17 protein-coding genes are annotated in these 20,987 nt (G+C 70.9%); 13 read left to right on the plus strand and 4 right to left on the minus strand.

Annotated elements, in window-relative coordinates; all coding sequences use genetic code 11:
* The first annotated feature begins 139 nt into the window (after positions 1-139).
* From secD to OG867_RS27540, 4 genes are all read left to right on the plus strand, one after another.
* Positions 140-1,894, plus strand: coding sequence for a protein translocase subunit SecD (gene secD, locus OG867_RS27525; protein WP_328899256.1), 1,755 nt, complete (start codon positions 140-142; stop codon positions 1,892-1,894).
* Position 1,895: 1 nt separating this feature from the next.
* Positions 1,896-2,993, plus strand: coding sequence for a protein translocase subunit SecF (gene secF / locus OG867_RS27530; protein WP_328899255.1), 1,098 nt, complete (start codon positions 1,896-1,898; stop codon positions 2,991-2,993).
* Positions 2,993-3,544 (plus strand): adenine phosphoribosyltransferase, encoded by a 552-nt coding sequence (locus OG867_RS27535; protein ID WP_328899254.1) that lies wholly within the window; start codon positions 2,993-2,995, stop codon positions 3,542-3,544. The genes secF and OG867_RS27535 overlap by 1 nt, the downstream gene beginning before the upstream one ends.
* Positions 3,545-3,694: 150 nt before the next feature.
* Positions 3,695-6,253 carry a bifunctional (p)ppGpp synthetase/guanosine-3',5'-bis(diphosphate) 3'-pyrophosphohydrolase gene (locus OG867_RS27540; protein WP_328899253.1) on the plus strand — a complete coding sequence of 853 codons (2,559 nt, stop codon included), beginning with the start codon at positions 3,695-3,697 and terminating at the stop codon, positions 6,251-6,253.
* A gap of 68 nt (positions 6,254-6,321) precedes the next feature.
* On the opposite strand, the gene OG867_RS27545 is transcribed toward OG867_RS27540, so the two are convergent.
* Both OG867_RS27545 and OG867_RS27550 read right to left on the minus strand, forming a co-directional pair.
* Positions 6,322-7,551 (minus strand): DUF349 domain-containing protein, encoded by a 1,230-nt coding sequence (locus OG867_RS27545; protein ID WP_328899252.1) that lies wholly within the window; start codon positions 7,549-7,551, stop codon positions 6,322-6,324.
* Between the two features lie 173 nt (positions 7,552-7,724).
* A complete protein-coding gene (locus OG867_RS27550; protein WP_406289334.1) occupies positions 7,725-8,522 on the minus strand; it encodes a peptidylprolyl isomerase in 798 nt (265 codons plus the stop codon).
* A gap of 149 nt (positions 8,523-8,671) precedes the next feature.
* On the opposite strand from OG867_RS27550, the gene OG867_RS27555 reads away from it, so the two are divergent.
* From OG867_RS27555 to OG867_RS27570, 4 genes are all read left to right on the plus strand, one after another.
* A complete protein-coding gene (locus tag OG867_RS27555) occupies positions 8,672-9,367 on the plus strand; it encodes an MBL fold metallo-hydrolase (RefSeq protein ID WP_406289336.1) in 696 nt (231 codons plus the stop codon).
* An 11-nt stretch (positions 9,368-9,378) separates the two neighbouring features.
* Positions 9,379-10,641: a histidine--tRNA ligase gene (gene hisS, locus OG867_RS27560; protein WP_328899249.1), complete on the plus strand. Its 1,263-nt coding sequence runs from the start codon at positions 9,379-9,381 to the stop codon at positions 10,639-10,641.
* A 275-nt stretch (positions 10,642-10,916) separates the two neighbouring features.
* Entirely contained in the window at positions 10,917-11,552 is a 636-nt protein-coding gene (locus OG867_RS27565; protein ID WP_073864340.1) for a vitamin K epoxide reductase family protein, read from the plus strand.
* A 71-nt stretch (positions 11,553-11,623) separates the two neighbouring features.
* Entirely contained in the window at positions 11,624-13,000 is a 1,377-nt protein-coding gene (locus OG867_RS27570; protein WP_406289339.1) for a replication-associated recombination protein A, read from the plus strand.
* Between the two features lie 33 nt (positions 13,001-13,033).
* On the opposite strand, the gene OG867_RS27575 is transcribed toward OG867_RS27570, so the two are convergent.
* Positions 13,034-13,735 (minus strand): DUF2470 domain-containing protein, encoded by a 702-nt coding sequence (locus tag OG867_RS27575; RefSeq protein ID WP_406289341.1) that lies wholly within the window; start codon positions 13,733-13,735, stop codon positions 13,034-13,036.
* Between the two features lie 188 nt (positions 13,736-13,923).
* Between OG867_RS27575 and rpsD the strand changes: the two genes are divergently transcribed.
* Complete coding sequence (gene rpsD / locus OG867_RS27580; RefSeq protein WP_136327444.1) at positions 13,924-14,538, plus strand: 30S ribosomal protein S4; 615 nt, start codon at positions 13,924-13,926, stop codon at positions 14,536-14,538.
* Here rpsD and OG867_RS27585 read toward each other — a convergent pair.
* Positions 14,526-16,730, minus strand: coding sequence for an ATP-binding protein (locus OG867_RS27585; protein WP_406289345.1), 2,205 nt, complete (start codon positions 16,728-16,730; stop codon positions 14,526-14,528). The genes rpsD and OG867_RS27585 overlap by 13 nt on opposite strands.
* A gap of 217 nt (positions 16,731-16,947) precedes the next feature.
* Here OG867_RS27585 and OG867_RS27590 point away from each other — a divergent pair, with 217 nt between their 5' ends.
* The 4 genes from OG867_RS27590 to ruvX are packed head-to-tail and all read left to right on the plus strand — an operon-like array spanning position 16,948 to position 20,894.
* The gene (locus OG867_RS27590) at positions 16,948-17,388 is read left to right on the plus strand and encodes a DUF948 domain-containing protein (protein WP_406289347.1); all 441 of its coding nucleotides are present in this window, start codon (positions 16,948-16,950) and stop codon (positions 17,386-17,388) included.
* 7 nt (positions 17,389-17,395) lie between these two features.
* Entirely contained in the window at positions 17,396-17,743 is a 348-nt protein-coding gene (locus OG867_RS27595; protein WP_328899244.1) for a DUF6167 family protein, read from the plus strand.
* On the plus strand, positions 17,743-20,412 hold the full coding sequence (gene alaS, locus OG867_RS27600) for an alanine--tRNA ligase (RefSeq protein WP_406289351.1): 2,670 nt from the start codon (positions 17,743-17,745) through the stop codon (positions 20,410-20,412). Before OG867_RS27595 ends, alaS begins: the two co-directional genes overlap by 1 nt.
* An 8-nt stretch (positions 20,413-20,420) precedes the next feature.
* Positions 20,421-20,894, plus strand: a complete 474-nt coding sequence (ruvX, locus tag OG867_RS27605) for a Holliday junction resolvase RuvX (protein WP_328899242.1) — start codon at positions 20,421-20,423, stop codon at positions 20,892-20,894.
* Positions 20,895-20,987: the final 93 nt, after the last annotated feature.

Below are 20,987 nucleotides of genomic sequence, written 5' to 3' on the forward strand. Positions count from 1 at the left end.
CGACCCGGGGATGCCGTGAGCCCACAGGCGTCCGGCCCCCGGTGCGTGAGTGCCTTCGCGGGGGCGGGTCCCCACTTAACTTCGTGGCCGCTTGGGCGCATACCCGGCGCGGGGCGGTTGGACAGGGAGAATCAACAAGGTGGCAGCACCGAAGAAGGGCCGAGGCGCGGCCGGCGGTCAGGGGAACCCAGTGCGTTCCCTGGCGCTGATCCTGATCGCCATGGTCGCCCTCACGGGCGGGATGTTCCTGGCCCACCAGCCGACGCCGCGACTCGGCATCGACCTGGCGGGCGGCACCTCCATCACGCTGGAGGCCAAGGCCGAGCCGGGCCAGGAAAAGGCGATCAACAAGACCAACATGGACACCGCGGTCGACATCATGAACCGCCGTGTCAACGGTCTCGGGGTCAGTGAGGCCGAGGTCCAGACCCAGGGCAACAGAAACATCATCGTCAACATCCCCAAGGGCACGAACTCCGCCCAGGCCCGGGAGCAGGTCGGCACCACCGCCAAGCTGTACTTCCGGCCGGTGCTGACCGTCGCCCCGGGCACCACCACCCCGGACCCCAGCGCCTCGCCCTCCGGCAAGGCCAGCACCTCGCCCTCGCCGAAGGCGTCCGCCTCCGAGAAGGCGACGGACGGCGACAAGGCCGCCAGCCCCTCGGACAAGCCGTCCGCGTCCGCCACCACCCAGGGCCGCGCGGTCACCGGCGCCCTGAAGGCCGACTCCTCGCCGTCGCCGAAGGCCAGCAGCACGCCCGAGGCCGCCGCGTCCCCGTCCGCCGAGGACCAGGCCGCCGCCGCCAAGCTCCAGAAGCAGTTCGAGTCGCTCGACTGCTCCAGCAAGGCGTCCCGCTCCAAGGCAGCCCAGGGCAGCAAGGCCGGCGACACCGTCGTGGCCTGCAGCCAAGAGGGCGACATGAAGTACGTGCTCGGCCCGGCCGAGGTCTCCGGCACCGAGGTCAAGACCGCCAAGGCCGCCTTCGACCAGCAGCGCGGCATGTGGATCGTCCAGATGGAGTTCAGCGGCAAGGGCTCCAAGCAGTTCCAGACGATCACCAAGAAGCTCTCCACGCAGCAGGAGCCGCAGAACCAGTTCGCCATCGCGCTGGACGGCGAGGTCGTCTCCGCCCCCCGCGTCAGCGAGCAGCTGAGCGGCAGCGCCGAGATCTCCGGCAGCTTCAACCAGGAGTCCGCCGAGGCCCTGGCCAACCAGCTCTCCTACGGTGCGCTCCCGCTCTCCTTCAAGGAGCAGAGCGTCACCACCGTCACCGCCGCGCTCGGCGGCGAGCAGCTGAAGGCCGGGCTCATCGCCGGCGCCATCGGCCTCGCCCTCGTGGTCATCTACCTGGTGGCCTACTACCGCGGTCTGGCGTTCATCGCCCTGCTCAGCCTCCTGGTCTCCGGCATCCTCAGCTACACGATCATGTCGCTGCTCGGCCCGGCCATCGGCTTCGCGCTGAACCTGCCGGCCGTCTGCGGTGCCATCGTGGCCATCGGTATCACCGCCGACTCCTTCATCGTGTACTTCGAACGCGTACGGGACGAGATCCGCGAGGGCCGTACGCTGCGCCCCGCCGTGGAACGCGGCTGGCCGCGCGCCCGGCGCACCATCCTGGTCTCCGACTTCGTGTCGTTCCTCGCCGCCGCCGTGCTCTTCGTGGTGACCGTCGGCAAGGTCCAGGGCTTCGCGTTCACGCTGGGTCTCACCACCCTGCTCGACGTCGTCGTGGTCTTCTTCTTCACCAAGCCGCTCATGACGCTCATGGCCCGCAAGAAGTTCTTCGCCGGCGGCCACCCGTGGTCCGGCCTGGACCCGAAGCGCCTCGGCGCCAAGCCGCCGCTGCGCCGTTCCCGTCGTGTCAACGCCCCCACCGAACCGAAGGAGGCGTGAGATGTCGCGACTCGGGAATCTCGGCGCCCGTCTCTACCGAGGCGAGGTCGGCTACGACTTCATCGGCAAGCGCAAGATCTGGTACGGCGTCTCCGTCCTGATCACCATCACAGCCATCCTCGGCCTGGTGGTCAGCGGTCTGAACATGGGCATCGAGTTCAAGGGCGGTGCCGTCTTCACCACCCCGAAGACGAGCGTGTCCGTCTCCGAGGCGGAGGACCTGGCGTCCGACGCCTCCGGACACCAGGCCATCGTCCAGAAGCTCGGCAACGGCGGTCTGCGCATCCAGATCACCGAGGTCGACACCGCGAAGTCCGACCAGATCCAGGACAAGCTCGCCAAGGACCTCGACGTCCCGCGCGAGAAGATCGCGGCCGACCTCGTCGGTCCCAGCTGGGGCGAGCAGATCGCCAACAAGGCGTGGACCGGCCTCGGCGTCTTCATGGTCCTGGTCGTGATCTACCTGGCCATCGCCTTCGAGTGGCGGATGGCGGTGGCGGCCCTCGTCGCGCTGATCCACGACATCACCATCACGGTCGGTGTCTACGCCCTGGTCGGCTTCGAGGTCACCCCGGGCACCGTGATCGGTCTGCTGACCATCCTCGGTTACTCCCTCTACGACACGGTCGTCGTCTTCGACAGCCTCAAGGAGGGCACGAAGGGGATCACCAAGCAGAACCGGTGGACGTACAGCGACATCGCCAACCGCTCCATCAACAGCACGCTGGTCCGCTCGATCAACACCACCGTCGTCGCCCTGCTGCCGGTCGCCGGTCTGCTGTTCATCGGCGGCGGCGTCCTCGGCGCCGGCATGCTGAACGACATCTCGCTCGCCCTCTTCGTCGGCCTCGCGGCCGGTGCGTACTCCTCGATCTTCATCGCCACCCCGCTGGTCGCCGACCTCAAGGAACGCGAGCCGCAGATGAAGGCCCTCAAGAAGCGGGTCCTCGCCAAGCGCGCGGCCGCCGCCGCCAAGGGCGAGACCGAGGAGGACGACCGGGACGAGGGCGACTACGAGGACGCCGCGCCCGCCGGTGCGGTCGTCGGACAGCGCCGGCAGCAGCCGAGGGGCCACGGCCGGACCCCGGGGAAGCACTGATGACCAGCACCACCGAGAGCACCAGGGAGCTGCTGCTCAGCCGCATCCGTGACGTGGCGGACTACCCGAAGCCGGGCGTGATGTTCAAGGACATCACTCCGCTGCTCGCGGACCCGGTCGCTTTCACGGCGCTCACCGACGCCCTCGCGGAGCTGTGCCTGCGGCACGGTGCCACGAAGATCGTCGGCCTGGAGGCCCGCGGCTTCATCCTGGCCGCGCCCGTCGCGATCCGGGCCGGCCTCGGCTTCGTACCGGTCCGCAAGGCCGGGAAGCTGCCGGGGGCCACGCTCAGCCAGGCGTACGAGCTGGAGTACGGCACCGCCGAGATCGAGATCCACGCGGAGGACCTGTCCGCCGACGACCGGATCATGGTCATCGACGACGTGCTCGCCACCGGCGGCACCGCCGACGCGTCCCTGGAGCTCATCCGCCGGGCCGGCGCCCAGGTCGCCGGGGTCGCCGTCCTCATGGAGCTCGGCTTCCTGGCCGGCCGGGCCCGCCTGGCCGACAGCCTGCGCGGGGCCCCGCTGGAGGCCCTGATCACGGTCTGAGGACCTGCCGCACCGACGCCGACGGGCACCCGGGAACAACCGGGTGCCCGTCGGCGTTGTCAGGGCTCTCACGGTCCCCGGGGGAGGACCGGCCGCCGGGTCGTTACGATGGCCCTTCCGGGTGTGTCCGGATCCGCACGAGGAGCGCTCTTGCCAGACGAGGCCCAGCCAGTCGCCGCCCCGCAGCCCGACAAGCCCGGGGGCGCCTCCGACACGCCCGCGGAGCAGCAGCCCGCGGAGAAGCCGAAGCCTCCGGCGCCCCAGCCCGGCACGGGCCCGGCGCCCGCCGAGGCCAACGGCCCCGCGCCCGCTTCCCCCGCCCAGCCGGCCGCGCCTGCTCCGACCGCGCCCAAGCCCCCCGCGAAGCCCGCCGCCGGGTCCACCTCGCCCACCGGCCCGGCCTCCCGCTCCGGCGGCTCCTCCAACCGCGTCCGGGCCCGCCTCGCCCGGCTCGGCGTCCAGCGCTCCAGCCCGTACAACCCGGTCCTCGAACCGCTGCTGCGGATCGTCCGCGGCAACGACGCCAAGACCGAGACCTCCACGCTGCGCCAGATCGAGCGGGCCTACCAGGTCGCCGAGCGCTGGCACCGCGGCCAGAAGCGCAAGAGCGGCGACCCGTACATCACGCACCCGCTCGCCGTGACGACGATCCTCGCCGAGCTGGGTATGGATCCGGCCACCCTGATGGCCGGGCTGCTGCACGACACGGTCGAGGACACCGAATACGGCCTGGACACCCTGCGCCGCGACTTCGGGGACCAGGTCGCCCTGCTGGTCGACGGCGTCACCAAGCTGGACAAGGTCAAGTTCGGCGAGGCCGCGCAGGCCGAGACCGTGCGCAAGATGGTCGTCGCCATGGCCAAGGACCCGCGCGTCCTGGTCATCAAGCTCGCCGACCGGCTGCACAACATGCGCACCATGCGGTATCTCAAGCGGGAGAAGCAGGAGAAGAAGGCCCGCGAGACGCTGGAGATCTACGCCCCGCTTGCCCACCGGCTGGGCATGAACACCATCAAGTGGGAGCTGGAGGACCTCGCCTTCGCGATCCTCTACCCCAAGATGTACGACGAGATCGTGCGGCTGGTCGCCGAGCGCGCGCCCAAGCGCGACGAATACCTCGCCGTCGTCACCGACGAGGTCCAGGCCGACCTGCGCGCCGCCCGGATCAAGGCCACCGTCACCGGACGGCCCAAGCACTACTACAGCGTCTACCAGAAGATGATCGTGCGGGGCCGCGACTTCGCCGAGATCTACGACCTGGTGGGCATCCGCGTCCTCGTGGACACCGTCCGCGACTGCTACGCGGCGCTCGGCACCGTGCACGCGCGATGGAATCCGGTCCCCGGCCGGTTCAAGGACTACATCGCGATGCCCAAGTTCAACATGTACCAGTCGCTGCACACCACGGTGATCGGCCCCAGCGGCAAGCCCGTCGAGCTCCAGATCCGTACGTTCGACATGCACCGCCGCGCCGAGTACGGCATCGCCGCGCACTGGAAGTACAAGCAGGAGGCGGTCGCGGGCGCCTCCAAGGTCCGCACCGACGTCCCCAAGAACACCGGGCGCGGCCAGGACACCGTCAACGACATGGCGTGGCTCCGCCAGCTCCTGGACTGGCAGAAGGAGACCGAGGACCCCAGCGAGTTCCTGGAGTCCCTGCGCTTCGACCTCTCGCGCAACGAGGTCTTCGTCTTCACGCCCAAGGGCGACGTCATAGCGCTGCCGGCCGGGGCCACCCCGGTCGACTTCGCGTACGCCGTCCACACGGAGGTCGGCCACCGCACGATAGGAGCACGGGTCAACGGCCGGCTCGTGCCGTTGGAGTCCACGCTCGACAACGGCGACCTGGTCGAGGTCTTCACCTCCAAGGCGGCCGGTGCCGGGCCCTCCCGCGACTGGCTGGGCTTCGTCAAGTCGCCCCGGGCCCGCAACAAGATCCGCGCCTGGTTCTCCAAGGAGCGCCGCGACGAGGCGATCGAGCAGGGCAAGGACGCCATCGCGCGGGCCATGCGCAAGCAGAACCTGCCGATCCAGCGCATCCTGACCGGCGACTCGCTGGTCACCCTGGCGCACGAGATGCGCTATCCCGACATCTCGTCGCTGTACGCCGCGATCGGCGAGAGCCACGTAACCGCCGCGGGCGTCGTGCAGAAGCTGGTCCAGGCCCTCGGCGGTGAGGACGCGGCCAACGAGGACCTGGAGGAGAGCACCCCGCCCTCCCGCAGCCGCACCAAGCGCCGCTCCAACGCCGACCCCGGAGTCGTCGTCAAGGGCGTGGACGACGTCTGGGTCAAGCTCGCCCGCTGTTGCACCCCCGTGCCGGGCGACCCCATCATCGGCTTCGTCACCCGGGGCAGCGGCGTCTCCGTGCACCGCGCGGACTGCGTGAACGTCGACTCGCTCTCGCAGCAGCCGGAACGGATCCTGGAGGTCGAGTGGGCGCCCACCCAGTCCTCGGTCTTCCTGGTCGCCATCCAGGTCGAGGCCCTGGACCGCTCCCGGCTCCTGTCGGACGTCACCCGGGTCCTCTCGGACCAGCACGTCAACATCCTGTCCGCCGCCGTCCAGACGTCCCGGGACCGGGTGGCCACCTCGCGCTTCACCTTCGAGATGGGCGACCCGAAGCACCTCGGCCACGTCCTGAAGGCGGTACGGGGCGTGGAGGGCGTCTACGACGTCTACCGGGTGACCTCGGCCCGCCGGCCGTAGCACGCATACGAAGAGGGGCCCTTCCGCGCGGTGCGGAAGGGCCCCTCTCATGAAGCACGGGCGGAGGATCAGCCGCCGAACTCCTCCAGGCCCTTGAGCGCCTGGTCGAGCAGGGCCTGCCGGCCCTCCAGCTCACGGGCCAGCTTGTCCGCACGGGCGTTGTTGCCCGAGGCGCGGGCCGCGTCGATCTGGCCGCGCAGCTTGTCCACGGCCGCCTGGAGCTGCCCGGTCAGACCCGCGGCGCGGGCCCGCGCCTCCGGGTTCGTCCGGCGCCACTCGGCCTCCTCGGCCTCCTGGAGCACCCGCTCCACCGCCTGCATCCGCCCCTCGACCTTCGGACGGGCGTCACGCGGTACGTGGCCGATGGCCTCCCAGCGCTCGTTGATGCCCCGGAACGTGGCCCGGGCCGCCTTCAGGTCCCGTACCGGCACCAGCTTCTCGGCCTCGTCGGCGAGCTCCTCCTTCAGCTTGAGGTTCTCGCCCTGCTCCGCGTCGCGCTCCGCGAAGACGTCGCCCCGGGCGGCGAAGAAGACGTCCTGGGCACCGCGGAAACGGTTCCACAGCTCGTCCTCGGCCTCGCGCTGGGCGCGGCCCGCCGCCTTCCACTGGGTCATCAGGTCGCGGTAGCGGGCGGCCGTGGTCCCCCAGTCCGTGGACCCGGAGAGCCCCTCGGCCTCCGCGACCAGCTTCTCCTTGACCTTGCGGGCCTCCTCGCGCTGGGCGTCCAGCGAGGCGAAGTGGGCCTTGCGGCGCTTGGAGAACGCCGAGCGGGCGTGCGAGAAGCGGTGCCACAGCTCGTCGTCGGACTTGCGGTCGAGCCTGGGCAGGCCCTTCCACGTGTCCACGAGGGCGCGCAGCCGCTCGCCCGCGGAGCGCCACTGCTCGCTCTGCGCCAGCTCCTCGGCCTCGGTGACCAGGGCTTCCTTGGCGTGCTTCGCCTCGTCGGCCTGCTTCGCCTTCTGGGCCTTGCGCTCCTCGCGTCGCGAATCGACCGTCGCGACGAGCGCGTCCAGCCGCTTGCGCAGCGCGTCCAGATCGCCGACGGCGTGATGCTCGTCGACCTGGGTGCGCAGGTGCTCGATGGCGGTCGCCGCGTCCTTCGCGGACAGATCGGTGGTCTTCACCCGCCGTTCGAGGAGGCCGATCTCGACCACAATGCCCTCGTACTTGCGCTCGAAGTAGGCCAGGGCCTCCGCCGGTGAACCGGCCTGCCACGATCCGACAACCTGCTCGCCGTCGGCTGTACGCACGTACACGGTGCCCGTCTCATCGACACGGCCCCACGGGTCGCTGCTCACAGCGCCTCCTCCACCTGATGCCCGCGAGGGGATCACCCCCCTGGCATCGTCCACAGTTTCCTGGGGCGGGCACCGCCCGCCCTGCACGACGCCAATCTAGGCGACGGGCCGCCCGGCTGTCCGCACTCAGCACGGCCGGATTTATTCGCCACCGGGCGGGCCCGCCCCCTGTATCACTCCTTGTCGACGGTCAGCTTCGAGATGTTCACGGCCTTCTTCGGCGCCCCGTCGGGGCCGCCGCCGTCCACTCCGGCCTTGCCGACGGCCTGCACGGCCTTCAGCGACTTCGCGTCCATCGTGCCGAACGGCGTGTACGTGGGCGGCAGCTTGCTGTCCTTGTAGACCAGGAAGAACTGGCTGCCGCCGGTGTGCGCCTGGCCGGTATTGGCCATCGCCACCGTGCCCGCCGGGTACGTCACCGAGCCTTCCGCGCCCGCCTTGCCCAGCGCGGTCAGGTTCTCGTCGGGGATCGTGTAGCCCGGACCGCCGGTGCCGTCGCCCTTGGGGTCGCCGCACTGGAGAACGTAGATGTTCTCCGTGGTCAGCCGGTGGCACTTGGTGCCGTCGAAGAACTTCTTGTCGGCCAGCGACTTGAAGGAGTTCGTCGTGTGCGGGGTCTTCGACGCGTCCATGGTGAACGCGATGTCGCCCTGACTCGTCTTGAGCGACATCGTGTACGCGGCCTTCTTGTCGATCTTCATCGCAGGCTCGGGCTTCGCCTCCTCCGTGGGGGAGGGCGACGCCTCGGCCGACGGGCTCTGGCTCGCAGCCGCCGCATCCGTCTTGTCCTTGTCGTCGTCCCCGCTGGTGGCGAGGTACGTCGCGCCCGCGATGACCGCCACCACGGCGACCGCCGAGGTGATGGCGAGCGTCAGCCGCCTCGTACGCCGCCGCGCGTCCTCCCGGCGCCGCTGCTGCCGCTCGTACTTCTCCCGGGCGAGCTGCCGCCGCCGCTGATCGCTGGTGACCACCGGGTGTTCTCCTTGTACGTCGTGTGTTCGGGCCTGGGTCGCCCCGTACCGTATATGGGTTAGCTGTGGAATGAGGAGCGCCGGTAGGCTCTGAACTGCTGTGACCTCGCGGTCGCTCTTCCGCGTAGGACGACCAATTAAGGACGATCGTGCTGATTGCCGGGTTCCCCGCCGGGGCCTGGGGGACCAACTGTTACCTGGTCGCCCCCGCCGCGGGTGAGGAGTGCGTGATCATCGACCCGGGCCACCAGGCCGCCGCCGGAGTCGAGGAAACGCTGAGGAAGCATCGGCTCAAGCCCGTCGCCGTCGTCCTCACTCACGGCCACATCGACCACGTCGCCTCGGTCGTCCCGGTGTGCGGCGCGCACGACGTCCCGGCCTGGATCCACCCCGAGGACCGCTACATGATGAGCGACCCGGAGAAGGCGCTCGGCCGCTCCATCGGGATGCCGCTCATGGGCGAGCTGACGGTGGGGGAGCCGGACGACGTCCAGGAGCTGACCGACGGCGCCCGGCTGAGCCTCGCCGGCATGGAGTTCGGCGTCTCGCACGCGCCCGGCCATACCAAGGGGTCGGTGACGTTCAGGATGCCCGAGACCCCGGAGGTCCCCCCGGTCCTCTTCTCGGGCGACCTGCTCTTCGCCGGCTCCGTCGGACGCACCGACCTGCCCGGCGGCGACCACGCCGAGCTCCTTGAGTCGCTGGCCCGTGTGTGCCTGCCGCTCGATGACTCGACCGTGGTGCTGTCCGGCCACGGCCCCCAGACGACCATCGGCCGCGAGCGCGCCACCAACCCGTTTCTGCCCGGGATGACCGGTGTGGACGCGCCCCGACGAGGAATGTGACGAGAGCGATCGTGAGCACCTTCAAGGCCCCCAAGGGCACGTACGACCTGACCCCGCCGGACTCCGCGAAGTACCTGGCGGTGCGCGAGGCGATCGCCGCCCCGCTGAAGAACTCCGGCTACGGCTACATCGAGACCCCCGGCTTCGAGGACGTGGCCCTCTTCTCACGCGGTGTCGGCGAGTCCACCGACATCGTGACCAAGGAGATGTACACCCTCACCACCAAGGGCGGCTCCCAGCTCGCCCTGCGCCCCGAGGGCACCGCATCGGTGCTCCGCGCGGCCCTGGAGGCCAACCTCCACAAGCTGGGCAACCTGCCGGTCAAGCTCTGGTACTCCGGCTCGTACTACCGCTACGAGCGCCCGCAGAAGGGCCGCTACCGCCACTTCTCGCAGGTCGGGGCGGAGGCCATCGGCGCCGAGGACCCGGCGCTCGACGCCGAGCTGATCATCCTCGCCGACCAGGCGTACCGCGCGCTGGGCCTGCGCGAGTTCCGGATCCTGCTGAACTCGCTGGGCGACAAGGAGTGCCGCCCCGTCTACCGGGACGCGCTCCAGGACTTCCTGCGCGAGCTGGACCTGGACGAGGAGACCCGCCGGCGCATCGAGATCAACCCGCTGCGCGTCCTGGACGACAAGCGCCCCGAGGTCCAGAAGCAGCTCACCGGCGCCCCGGTGCTGCGCGACTTCCTCTGCGACGCGTGCAAGGCGTACCACGAGCAGGTCCGCGACCTGCTCAACGAGGCCGGTGTGATCTACGAGGACGACGAGAAGCTGGTCCGCGGCCTGGACTACTACACGCGCACCACCTTCGAGTTCGTCCACGACGGGCTCGGCTCGCAGTCGGCGGTGGGGGGCGGCGGCCGCTACGACGGGCTCTCCGAGATGATCGGCGGCCCGGCGCTCCCGTCGGTCGGCTGGGCGCTCGGCGTGGACCGCACGGTCCTCGCCCTGGAGGCCGAGGGCATCGAGCTGGACCTGCCCTCCGCCACCAGCGTCTTCGCGGTCCCGCTCGGCGAAGAGGCCCGCCGGGTCCTGTTCGGCGTCGTCACGCGGCTGCGCCGGGAGGGAGTGGCCGCGGACTTCGCGTTCGGCGGCCGGGGGCTGAAGGGCGCGATGAAGAGCGCCAACCGCTCGGGCGCCCGGTTCACGATCGTGGCCGGCGAGCGCGACCTGGCCGAGGGCCACGTCCAGCTCAAGGACATGGAGTCCGGCGAGCAGACGCCGGTCCCCGTCTCCGACGTGGTCGAGACGGTCCGCGCGCGCCTCGCCTGAGACGTTGACGCCGGGGGCGGTGCTCCCGCCCCCGGCGTCAACGCGGTGCGCGCGGATTCATCCCGCACGGTGATTCCGTCCGTGCGGGATGTGACGGCGGGGGAGGGGGCGCGAGGGGCCTGCTGGCCCTCGTCGTGGCTGCGGGGCCCGGGATCCGCTCCGGGACGAGCCCGCTCGGGTGCGTACGTCTTTATGTGCATCGAACGGAAGAGCGGCCGGGCCGTGCGGCACAATGACCCTGCCCCAGCAGGCTACTCAGTGACGGAAACGGCGATATGACGACTGCAGCGGTTGACCATCCCTCCTCCGACCAGGACGAGAGGGGCGGGAAGCGGACCATCGGCGGCAGCCGCGCGCTGGCCATCCTGCTCATGATCACGGGCGCCGCCGGAACACTCGCCGCATGGGTCATCACGCTCGACAAGCTCAAGATGATGGAGGACCCCTCCTTCGTCCCCGGGTGCAGCCTCAACCCCGTGGTCGCCTGCGGCAACATCATGAAGAGCGAGCAGGCGTCCGCCTTCGGCTTCCCCAACCCCTGGCTCGGCATGGTCACCTACCCGGTGATCATCGCCATCGGCCTGGCCATCCTCGCCGGAGCCCGCTTCCGCCCGTGGTACTGGCTCGGCATGAACGCGGGCACGCTGTTCGGCGTCGGCTTCTGCACCTGGCTCCAGTACCAGTCGCTGTACAACATCAACTCGCTGTGCCTGTGGTGCTGCCTGGCCTGGGTCGCCACCATCCTCATGTTCTGCTACGTCACCACGCACAACATCCGGCACCGGATCATCCCCGCGCCCTCCTGGCTGCGCAACGGCCTCACCGAGTTCCACTGGGTGCCCCCGGTGCTCTGGATCGGCATCATCGGCATGCTGATCCTGACCCGCTGGTGGGACTTCTGGACCAGCTGACCGCCGCCGTAGCGCCGGGCCGGACCACCGGCCCGGCCGCGTTGTCAGTGCGGTGACATAGGCTTCGAGACGTGGAGCCCGACCTCTTTACCGCCGCTGCCGAAGACCGGCAGGAGAAGGATCCGTCCAGCAGTCCGCTGGCCGTCCGGATGCGTCCCCGTACGCTGGACGAGGTCGTCGGCCAGCAGCATCTGCTCAAGCCCGGCTCGCCCCTGCGCCGCCTGGTCGGGGAGAGCGGCGGCGGACCGGCCGGCCCCTCCTCGGTCATCCTCTGGGGCCCGCCCGGGACCGGCAAGACCACCCTCGCGTACGTGGTCAGCAAGGCGACGAACAAGCGATTCGTGGAGCTCTCCGCGATCACCGCGGGCGTCAAGGAAGTCCGCGCCGTGATCGAGGGCGCCCGCCGCGCCACCGGGGGCTACGGCAAGGAGACCGTCCTCTTCCTGGACGAGATCCACCGCTTCTCCAAGGCCCAGCAGGACTCCCTGCTCCCCGCCGTCGAGAACCGCTGGGTCACCCTGATCGCCGCGACCACGGAGAACCCGCACTTCACGATCATCTCCCCGCTTCACTCGCGCTCGCTGCTGCTCACGCTGGAGCCCCTGACCGACGACGACCTGCGGGGCCTGCTGCGCCGCGCCCTCACCGACGAGCGCGGGCTCGGCGGAGCGGTGAGCCTCCCGGAGGACGCCGAGGAGCATCTGCTGCGCATCGCCGGGGGCGACGCCCGCCGCGCGCTGACCGCCCTGGAGGCCGCCGCCGGGGCCGCGCTGTCCAAGCAGGAGGAGGAGATCACACTCCTCACCCTGGAGGAGACCGTCGACCGGGCGGCCGTGAAGTACGACCGGGACGGCGACCAGCACTACGACGTGGCCAGCGCCCTGATCAAGTCGATCCGGGGCTCCGACGTCGACGCGGCCCTGCACTACCTGGCCCGCATGATCGAGGCGGGGGAGGACCCGCGCTTCATCGCCCGGCGGCTGATGATCTCGGCCAGTGAGGACATCGGCCTCGCCGACCCCACGGCGCTGCCCACCGCGGTCGCGGCCGCCCAGGCGGTGGCCCTGATCGGCTTTCCCGAGGCGGCGCTCACCCTCAGCCACGCCACCATCGCCCTGGCCCTCGCCCCCAAGTCCAACGCGGCGACGCTGGCGATCTCCGCCGCCCGCGAGGACATCCGCAAGGGGCTGGCCGGCCCGGTTCCGGCCCATCTGCGCGACGGCCACTACAAGGGCGCGGCCAAGCTGGGCCACGCCCAGGGCTACGTCTACCCGCACGACGTGCCCGGCGGCATCGCCGCCCAGCAGTACGCGCCGGACGCGGTGAGCGACAAGCAGTACTACCGCCCCACCCGCTACGGCGCCGAGGCGCGGTACGCGGACGTGGTGGACCGGGTCAGGGAGCGGCTGGGCCGGACGGACGGCGAGGACGGGACGGGCGCGGCCTGAGTCCGTGCCCGGCGGGCGTCCGGGGCGCGCTCCTCAGTGACCCGCGGCCGCGAAGAGCGTGTGCATGGCGTGGCTGAGCTCCACCACGTCCCGCACCGGCTCGGGGAACTCGAAGCGGGCGTCGAAGCAGCCGCCCTCCTGCTCGCAGAAGCGCACCCGCAGCCCGAACCGGTCGAGCACCAGCGGCACCACGGCCGGCCGGTGCTCGGGGCAGGAGCACACGGCCCGCTCGCCGAGCAGCTCGCACAGCGACGCCAGCTCCTCCGTGTGCGACGAGTAGAGGTGCTGGAGCAGTTCGGCCTCGTGGAGGGCGAGCGGGTCGGGGGCGGCATCGCGGAAGCTCTCGGCCTCTACGCCCTCCACGCCCCAGAGGTCGTCGATGTGCGCTTCGTCCGTCTCCAGGCGGAGCATCATCCGGCCGGGGCCCGCCATCCCGGGCACGGCGGTCAGCCAGCCGCTGACCCGGGCCCGGCCCCGGATCCGGTGGGGTACCGAGACCGGGGCGACGTCCGTGATCTCCAGCACGGCCGGCAGCTCGTCGTCCTGGGCGTGCGTCGCGGCCCGTACGGACGGGGAGTCCGCGGGGAATTCCAGGAACAGGTCGCCGTCCGGGCCCACGCCCCGGGACAGCGGCATGAGCTGGTCCGAGCCCGCGGTTTCGAGCCCGGGAACGAGCAGTACCGCGGAGCAGGTACTCTGTACGAGAGTTCGTGTGCGCTCGGCTGCTGACGGCATCCGTGTGACTTCAAGCCCGCTGGGACGCGGCTGACCACGATCTGATCGGTCCTCCGTCATCTCGACGCCTTCAGGCGCGTCGATGCTGTCTGTGCTGTCCGTGACGTGTGTGGTGTTCCCAGGGCGAGACATGCGATCTCCTTGAGTAAGGTGAGCCTAACCTAACCTACAACGGAGGTCTGGAGAACGTGCCTAATCAGTCGCGTCCCAAGGTCAAGAAGAGCCGCGCGCTCGGCATCGCGCTGACGCCGAAGGCGGTCAAGTACTTCGAGGCCCGCCCCTACCCGCCGGGTGAGCACGGCCGCGGCCGCAAGCAGAACTCGGACTACAAGGTCCGTCTGCTCGAGAAGCAGCGTCTGCGCGCGCAGTACGACATCAGCGAGCGCCAGATGGCGCGTGCCTACGACCGCGCCAAGAAGGCCGAGGGCAAGACGGGCGAGGCGCTCGTCGTCGAGCTCGAGCGTCGCCTCGACGCCCTGGTCCTGCGCTCGGGTATCGCCAAGACGATCTACCAGGCCCGCCAGATGGTCGTCCACGGCCACATCGAGGTCAACGGTGGCAAGGTCGACAAGCCGTCGTTCCGCGTCCGTCCGGACGACATCGTCATGGTCCGCGAGCGCAGCCGCGAGAAGTACCCCTTCCAGGTGGCCCGCGAGGGTGGTTACGACACCGACGGTGAGACCCCGCGCTACCTGCAGGTGAACCTGAAGGCCCTGGCCTTCCGCCTTGACCGGGACCCGAACCGCAAGGAAATCCCCGTGATCTGCGACGAGCAGCTCGTCGTCGAGTACTACGCCCGCTGATCCAGGCGTAGCCGCTCTTCACCGGCGCTCAGGCCCGCCCCTTCCCGGTCCCCGGGGAGGAGGCGGGCTTTCGCGTTCTCCCGCGCCAGCAGCGCCCGGGCGACCGCCGCGTCCGGCGCCAGCTCACCGCCCGCGCCGAGCGCCGCCGCGTACCGCGCCCCGCCCAGCTCCCGCAGCGCCAGCTCCTCGCAGCGGGCCCTCGGCGCCCCGTAGTACGCCGAGCCGAACAGCGGCAGCCCCACGGAGGGCCAGATCCGGTCGGCGGCCCCCTGGAGCAGCGCCGCCTCGGCCGCGTCCCCCTCGGTGACCGTGACCAGGGCCAGCAGTTCGAGGACCAGGACCGTGCCGAGCAGGTCGTGGAATCCGTGGCTGATGGCCAGCGATTCGAGGAGCAGCCCCCGGGCCCGCTCCGGGTCCCCCCGGTCCAGGGCGGCGTAGGCCAGGACGTACAGCGCGTAGCTCAGTGCCCACCGCTCGCCGTGGTCCTCGCAGATGTCCCGGACCTCCTCGCAGATCGCGACGGCCCGCTCCGCGTCCCCCAGGAAGCCGGTGGCCATGGCCAGTTCGACCTGGGCCATCAGGACGTTGCTGTTCAGCTCGCCCAGCTCCCGGTAGCGGGCGAGCGCGTCGTCCAGGAGCCCCCGGGCGCGCTCCATGTCGTCGGTGACCAGGGCCAGGCATCCGGTGCGGTGCACGGCGTACGCGGCGGCGGTGGCGTCACCCTCCGCCTCGGCCTCCTCCCGGCACTCCGTCAGCGCGGAGATCGCCCCCACCGGGTCCCCCTGGAGGACGGCCACGTATCCCAGCACCCACAGGGCCTTCAGCCGCGAGGAGTCGTACGGGGTCTCCTCCTCCAGTACGTGCTCCAGCCAGTGCCGGCCCTCCGAGAGGCGCCCGCAGCCGACCCACAGGAACCACAGCGTTCCCGCCAGGTACTGCGCCAGATGCACTTCCTGCGGGCTCTCCAGCGAGCACTCCATGGCCCGGCGCAGGTTCGGCAGTTCGCTCTCGGCCCGGGCCGCCACCTCCGCCTGCCGGGGGCTGAACCAGTCCAGCTCGCACCAGGTCGCGAGCCCCAGGAACCAGTCGCGGTGCCGCCGGCGCAGCCGGTCGGTGTCCCCGGTGGCGGCCAGCCACTCGGCGCCGTACTCGCGCACGGTGTCCAGCATCCGGTAGCGGGTGCCGGCGGGGGAGTCCTCGCGCAGCACCACGGACTGGGCCAGCAGCGCGGACAGCACGTCGAGCACCGAGTCGGCGGGGAGGTCGGGTCCGCTGCAGACGTACTCGACGGCCTCCAGGTCGAACTGCCCGGCGAAGACCGAGAGCCGGGCCCACAGCAGCCGCTGCGGCGGCGCGCACAGCTCATGGCTCCAGCCGATGGCCGTCCGCAGCGTCTGGTGCCGCTCCAGCGCGCCCCGGCTGCCCCCGGTCAGCAGCCGGAAGCGGTCGTCCAGCCGTTGCAGCACCTGCTCGGTCGACAGGGCCCGCAGCCGCCCCGCCGCAAGTTCCAGGGCCAGCGGGATCCCGTCGAGCCGGCGGCACAGCTCCCGGGCATGGGCGCGGCCGCGCTCGGTCAGCCGGAAGCCGGGGCGCACCCCGGCGGCCCGCTCGGCGAACAGCCGGAGCGCGTCCTCGTCGGTCATGGTCGCGAGCGGGTGGACGGCCTCGCCCGCCAGCTCCAGCGGCAGCCGGCCCGCCGCGAGGACCCGCAGCCGCGGGGCGCGGCGCAGCAGCTCCCGTACCAGCGCGGCGCAGTCGTCCACCAGGTGTTCGAAGCCGTCGATCACCAGCAGGAGGCCGCGGTCGGCGCAGTGTTCCAGGATCGCCGCGCGGGGCGGCCGGGCGGTGTGGTCGGTGAGGCCCAGCGCCTCGGCCACGGCGTGTTCCAGCAGCCCGGCGTCGTGGACGGCGGACAGCTCCACCAGCCACACCCCGTCGCAGTACCGTTTCTCCAACAGCGCCGCGGCTCTGGTGACCAGACGGGTCTTGCCGACCCCGCCCACCCCGGTCACGGTGACGAGCCGGGACTCGTCGAGGGAACGGGCGAGAGCGGCCAGCTCGCTGTCCCGGCCCACGAAGTCGTTCAGCTCGGCGGGCAGATTGCCCGGGTGCGGATGCGCGGCGGTGTCGTCGGCGGCGGCCGGGATACCGGAGTCGTCGGCGGGCGGAGAAGGGCGCTGAGGGCGTCGCATGAGACACGCAGAGTACTGGCTTGAAAGCGCTCCGTACAATCTCGTCGCCCAGATCCCCCGTTGCCCGCCCGGTCATGCGGTGCGGGGCGTGAGCCCCGGCGCGATAGGCTCGGGGGAAGGTGACGGGCCACCACGACGGCCCTCGCCGCAGAGCAAGAGAACAAGACAGAGACAGACGACAAGCCAGAGAGCGCGGTGCACTGTGTCCGGTGGCGAGGTGGCCGGGATCCTGGTGGCCGTCTTCTGGGCGATCCTGGTTTCGTTCCTCGCCGTCGTGCTGGTGAGGCTCGCGCAGACGCTCAGGGCGACCACCAAACTCGTGGCGGACGTGACCGAACAGGCCGTCCCCCTGCTGGCGGACGCCTCGGCGACCGTACGCTCCGCGCAGACCCAGCTCGACAAGGTCGACGCCATCGCGACGGACGTGCAGGAAGTCACCTCCAACGCCTCCGCGCTCTCCACCACGGTCGCCTCCACCTTCGGCGGCCCGCTGGTCAAGGTCGCCGCGTTCGGCTACGGGGTCCGGCAGGCCATCGGCCGCCGGTCCGCCCCCGAACCGGAGGCGCGGTCCCGGCGCTCGGTGATCGTCGGCCGGACCCTCCCGTCCGCGCGCGGCAGGAAGCGCGGCGGCCGAAATTCCCGCGGATCTAAGGACTGACGCAGCGATGTTCCGCCGTACGTTCTGGTTCACCGCCGGCGCAGCCGCCGGGGTATGGGCCACCACCAAGGTCAACCGGAAGATCAAGCAGCTGACCCCCGAAAGCCTCGCGGCGCAGGCCGCCGACAAGGCGATCGTGGCCGGTCACAAGCTCAAGGACTTCGCGCTGGACGTCCGCGAGGGCATGGTCAGGCGCGAGGCCGAACTCGGCGAGGCGCTGGGCCTCGAAGCGGCGGACCCCCGTGAACTGCCCGCGGCGCGCCGCCCGGCCGTCGAGGCGGCCGACGCGGACCCGGCCCCCGCCACGTACCGCAAGCTCCCCTACCACTCGTACAACCGGAATGAGGACCACTGATGGAGTCGGCAGAAATTCGTCGCCGCTGGCTGAGCTTCTACGAGGAGCGCGGTCACACCGTTGTCCCTTCGGCGTCGCTCATCGCGGACGACCCGACTCTGCTGCTGGTCCCCGCCGGCATGGTGCCGTTCAAGCCCTACTTCCTCGGTGAGGTCAAGCCGCCCGCGCCGCGCGTCACCAGCGTGCAGAAGTGCGTGCGTACGCCGGACATCGAAGAGGTCGGCAAGACCACCCGGCACGGCACCTTCTTCCAGATGTGCGGCAACTTCTCGTTCGGCGACTACTTCAAGGAAGGCGCCATCGAGTACGCCTGGGAGCTGCTGACCAGCTCCGTGGCGGACGGCGGCTTCGGGCTCGACCCCGAGCGCCTGTGGATCACCGTCTACCTGGACGACGACGAGGCCGAGGCCATCTGGCGCGACAAGATCGGCGTCCCGGCCGAGCGCATCCAGCGCCTGGGCAAGAAGGACAACTTCTGGTCCATGGGCGTCCCCGGCCCCTGCGGCCCGTGCTCCGAGATCAACTACGACCGGGGCCCCGAGTTCGGCGTCGAGGGCGGCCCGGCCGTCAACGACGAGCGGTACGTGGAGATCTGGAACCTGGTCTTCATGCAGTACGAGCGCGGCGCCGGCGACGGCAAGGACGACTTCCCGATCCTCGGCGACCTGCCCTCCAAGAACATCGACACCGGTCTCGGCCTCGAACGCCTCGCGATGATCCTGCAGGGCGTGCAGAACATGTACGAGACCGACACCCTGCGCGTCGTCATGGACCGCGCCACCGAGCTGACCGGCGTGCGTTACGGCGCCACCGACGCCACCGACGTCTCCCTGCGCGTGGTCGCCGACCACATCCGCACCTCCGTCATGCTCATCGGCGACGGCGTCACCCCCGGCAACGAGGGCCGCGGCTATGTGCTGCGCCGCATCATGCGCCGCGCCATCCGCAACATGCGCCTGATGGGCGCCACCGGCTCCGTCGTCCGCGAACTGGTCGATGTCGTGGTCGACACGATGGGCCGGCAGTATCCGGAGCTGATCACCGACCGCAAGCGCGTCGAGACCGTCGCGCTCGCGGAGGAGGCCGCCTTCCTCAAGGCCCTCAAGGGCGGCACCAACATCCTGGAGACCGCCGTCACCGAGACCAAGTCCGCCGGCGGCACGGTCCTCGCCGGCGACAAGGCGTTCCTGCTCCACGACACCTGGGGCTTCCCGATCGACCTCACCCTGGAGATGGCCGCCGAGCAGGGGCTCTCCGTGGACGAGGACGGGTTCCGCCGCCTCATGCAGGAGCAGCGGGCCAAGGCCAAGGCCGACGCCAAGGCCAAGAAGACCGGCCACGCCGACCTCTCCGCCTACCGCGAGGTCGCCGACAACTCCGGCGTCACCGAGTTCACCGGCTACACCCTGACCGAGGGCGAGTCGACCATCGTCGGCCTCCTCGTGGACGGTGTCCCCTCGCCCGCCGCCACCGAGGGCGACGAGGTCGAGGTCGTCCTCGACCGCACCCCGTTCTACGCCGAGGGCGGCGGCCAGCTCGGCGACCAGGGCCGCATCCGGCTCGACAGCGGCGCCGTCATCGTGATCCGCGACGTCCAGCAGCCGGTCCCGGGCGTCTCCGTGCACAAGGGCTCCGTCCAGGTCGGCGAGGTCACGGTCGGCGCGTCCGCGTACGCGGCCATCGACTCCACCCGCCGCCGCGCCATCGCCCGCGCCCACAGCGCCACGCACCTCACGCACCAGGCGCTGCGCGACGCGCTCGGCCCGACGGCCGCCCAGGCCGGTTCGGAGAACTCCCCGGGCCGCTTCCGCTTCGACTTCGGTTCGCCCGCCGCCGTTCCCGGCACGGTCCTCACCGACGTCGAGCAGAAGATCAACGAGGTCCTGGCCCGCGAGCTCGACGTGCAGGCCGAGGTCATGTCGATCGACGAGGCGAAGAAGCAGGGCGCCATCGCGGAGTTCGGCGAGAAGTACGGCGAGCGGGTCCGCGTCGTCACCATCGGGGACTTCTCCAAGGAGCTCTGCGGCGGTACGCACGTCCACAACACCGCCCAGCTCGGCCTGGTCAAGCTGCTCGGTGAGTCGTCCATCGGGTCCGGCGTGCGCCGCATCGAGGCCCTGGTCGGCGTCGACGCGTACAACTTCCTGGCCAGGGAGCACACGGTCGTCGCCCAGCTCCAGGAGCTGGTCAAGGGCCGCCCCGAGGAGCTGCCCGAGAAGATCGCGGGCATGCTCGGCAAGCTGAAGGACGCCGAGAAGGAGATCGAGAAGTTCCGCGCGGAGAAGGTCCTCGCGGCCGCCGCCGGTCTCGTGGACTCCGCGACCGACGTACGCGGCATCGCCCTGGTCACCGGCCAGGTGCCGGACGGCACTTCCGCCGACGACCTGCGCAAGCTCGTCCTCGACGTGCGTGGCCGCATCCAGGGCGGCCGCCCGGCCGTCGTCGCGCTGTTCACGACGGCCAACGGGCGCCCGCTGACCGTCATCGCGACCAACGAGGCGGCCCGCGAGCGCGGCCTCAAGGCCGGCGACCTCGTCCGTACCGCCGCCAAGACCCTCGGCGGCGGGGGCGGCGGCAAGCCGGACGTCGCCCAGGGCGGCGGCCAGAACCCGGAGGCGATCGGCGACGCCGTCGCCGCCGTCGAACGCCTCGTCACCGAGACGGCGTGACGCCGGGCATGACGGAGATGCGCCGCGGTCGCCGGCTGGCGATCGATGTCGGGGACGCCCGGATCGGGGTCGCCTCGTGCGACCCCGACGGGATCCTCGCGACGCCGGTGGAGACCGTGCCGGGACGCGATGTCCCGGCCGCCCACCGGCGGCTGGGACAGATCGTCGCGGAGTACGAACCGATCGAGGTCGTCGTCGGGCTGCCACGCTCCCTGGGCGGCGGGGAGGGGCCGGCCGCCGCCAAGGTCCGCGCCTTCACCGATGTGCTCGCCCGGGCGGTCGCACCCATTCCGGTGCGCCTGCTGGACGAGAGGATGACCACAGTGACGGCCAGCCAGGGGCTGCGCGCCTCGGGCGTGAAGTCCAAAAAGGGCCGATCCGTCATCGACCAGGCTGCCGCTGTGGTGATCCTGCAGAACGCTCTGGAGTCGGAGCGCGCTTCGGGCAATCCACCGGGCGAGGCCGTCGAAGTAGTGGTCTGATCGCAATACGGTAACGTTCCGCGCGATGCGGCGGTGTTCGAACAAACACCGCACAGCAAAGAGACGGAACATCGTCTCGCGGCTCAAGGGGAT

The sequence above is a fragment of the Streptomyces sp. NBC_00209 genome (assembly GCF_045206345.1).
Classification (GTDB): Bacteria; Actinomycetota; Actinomycetes; order Streptomycetales; family Streptomycetaceae; genus Streptomyces.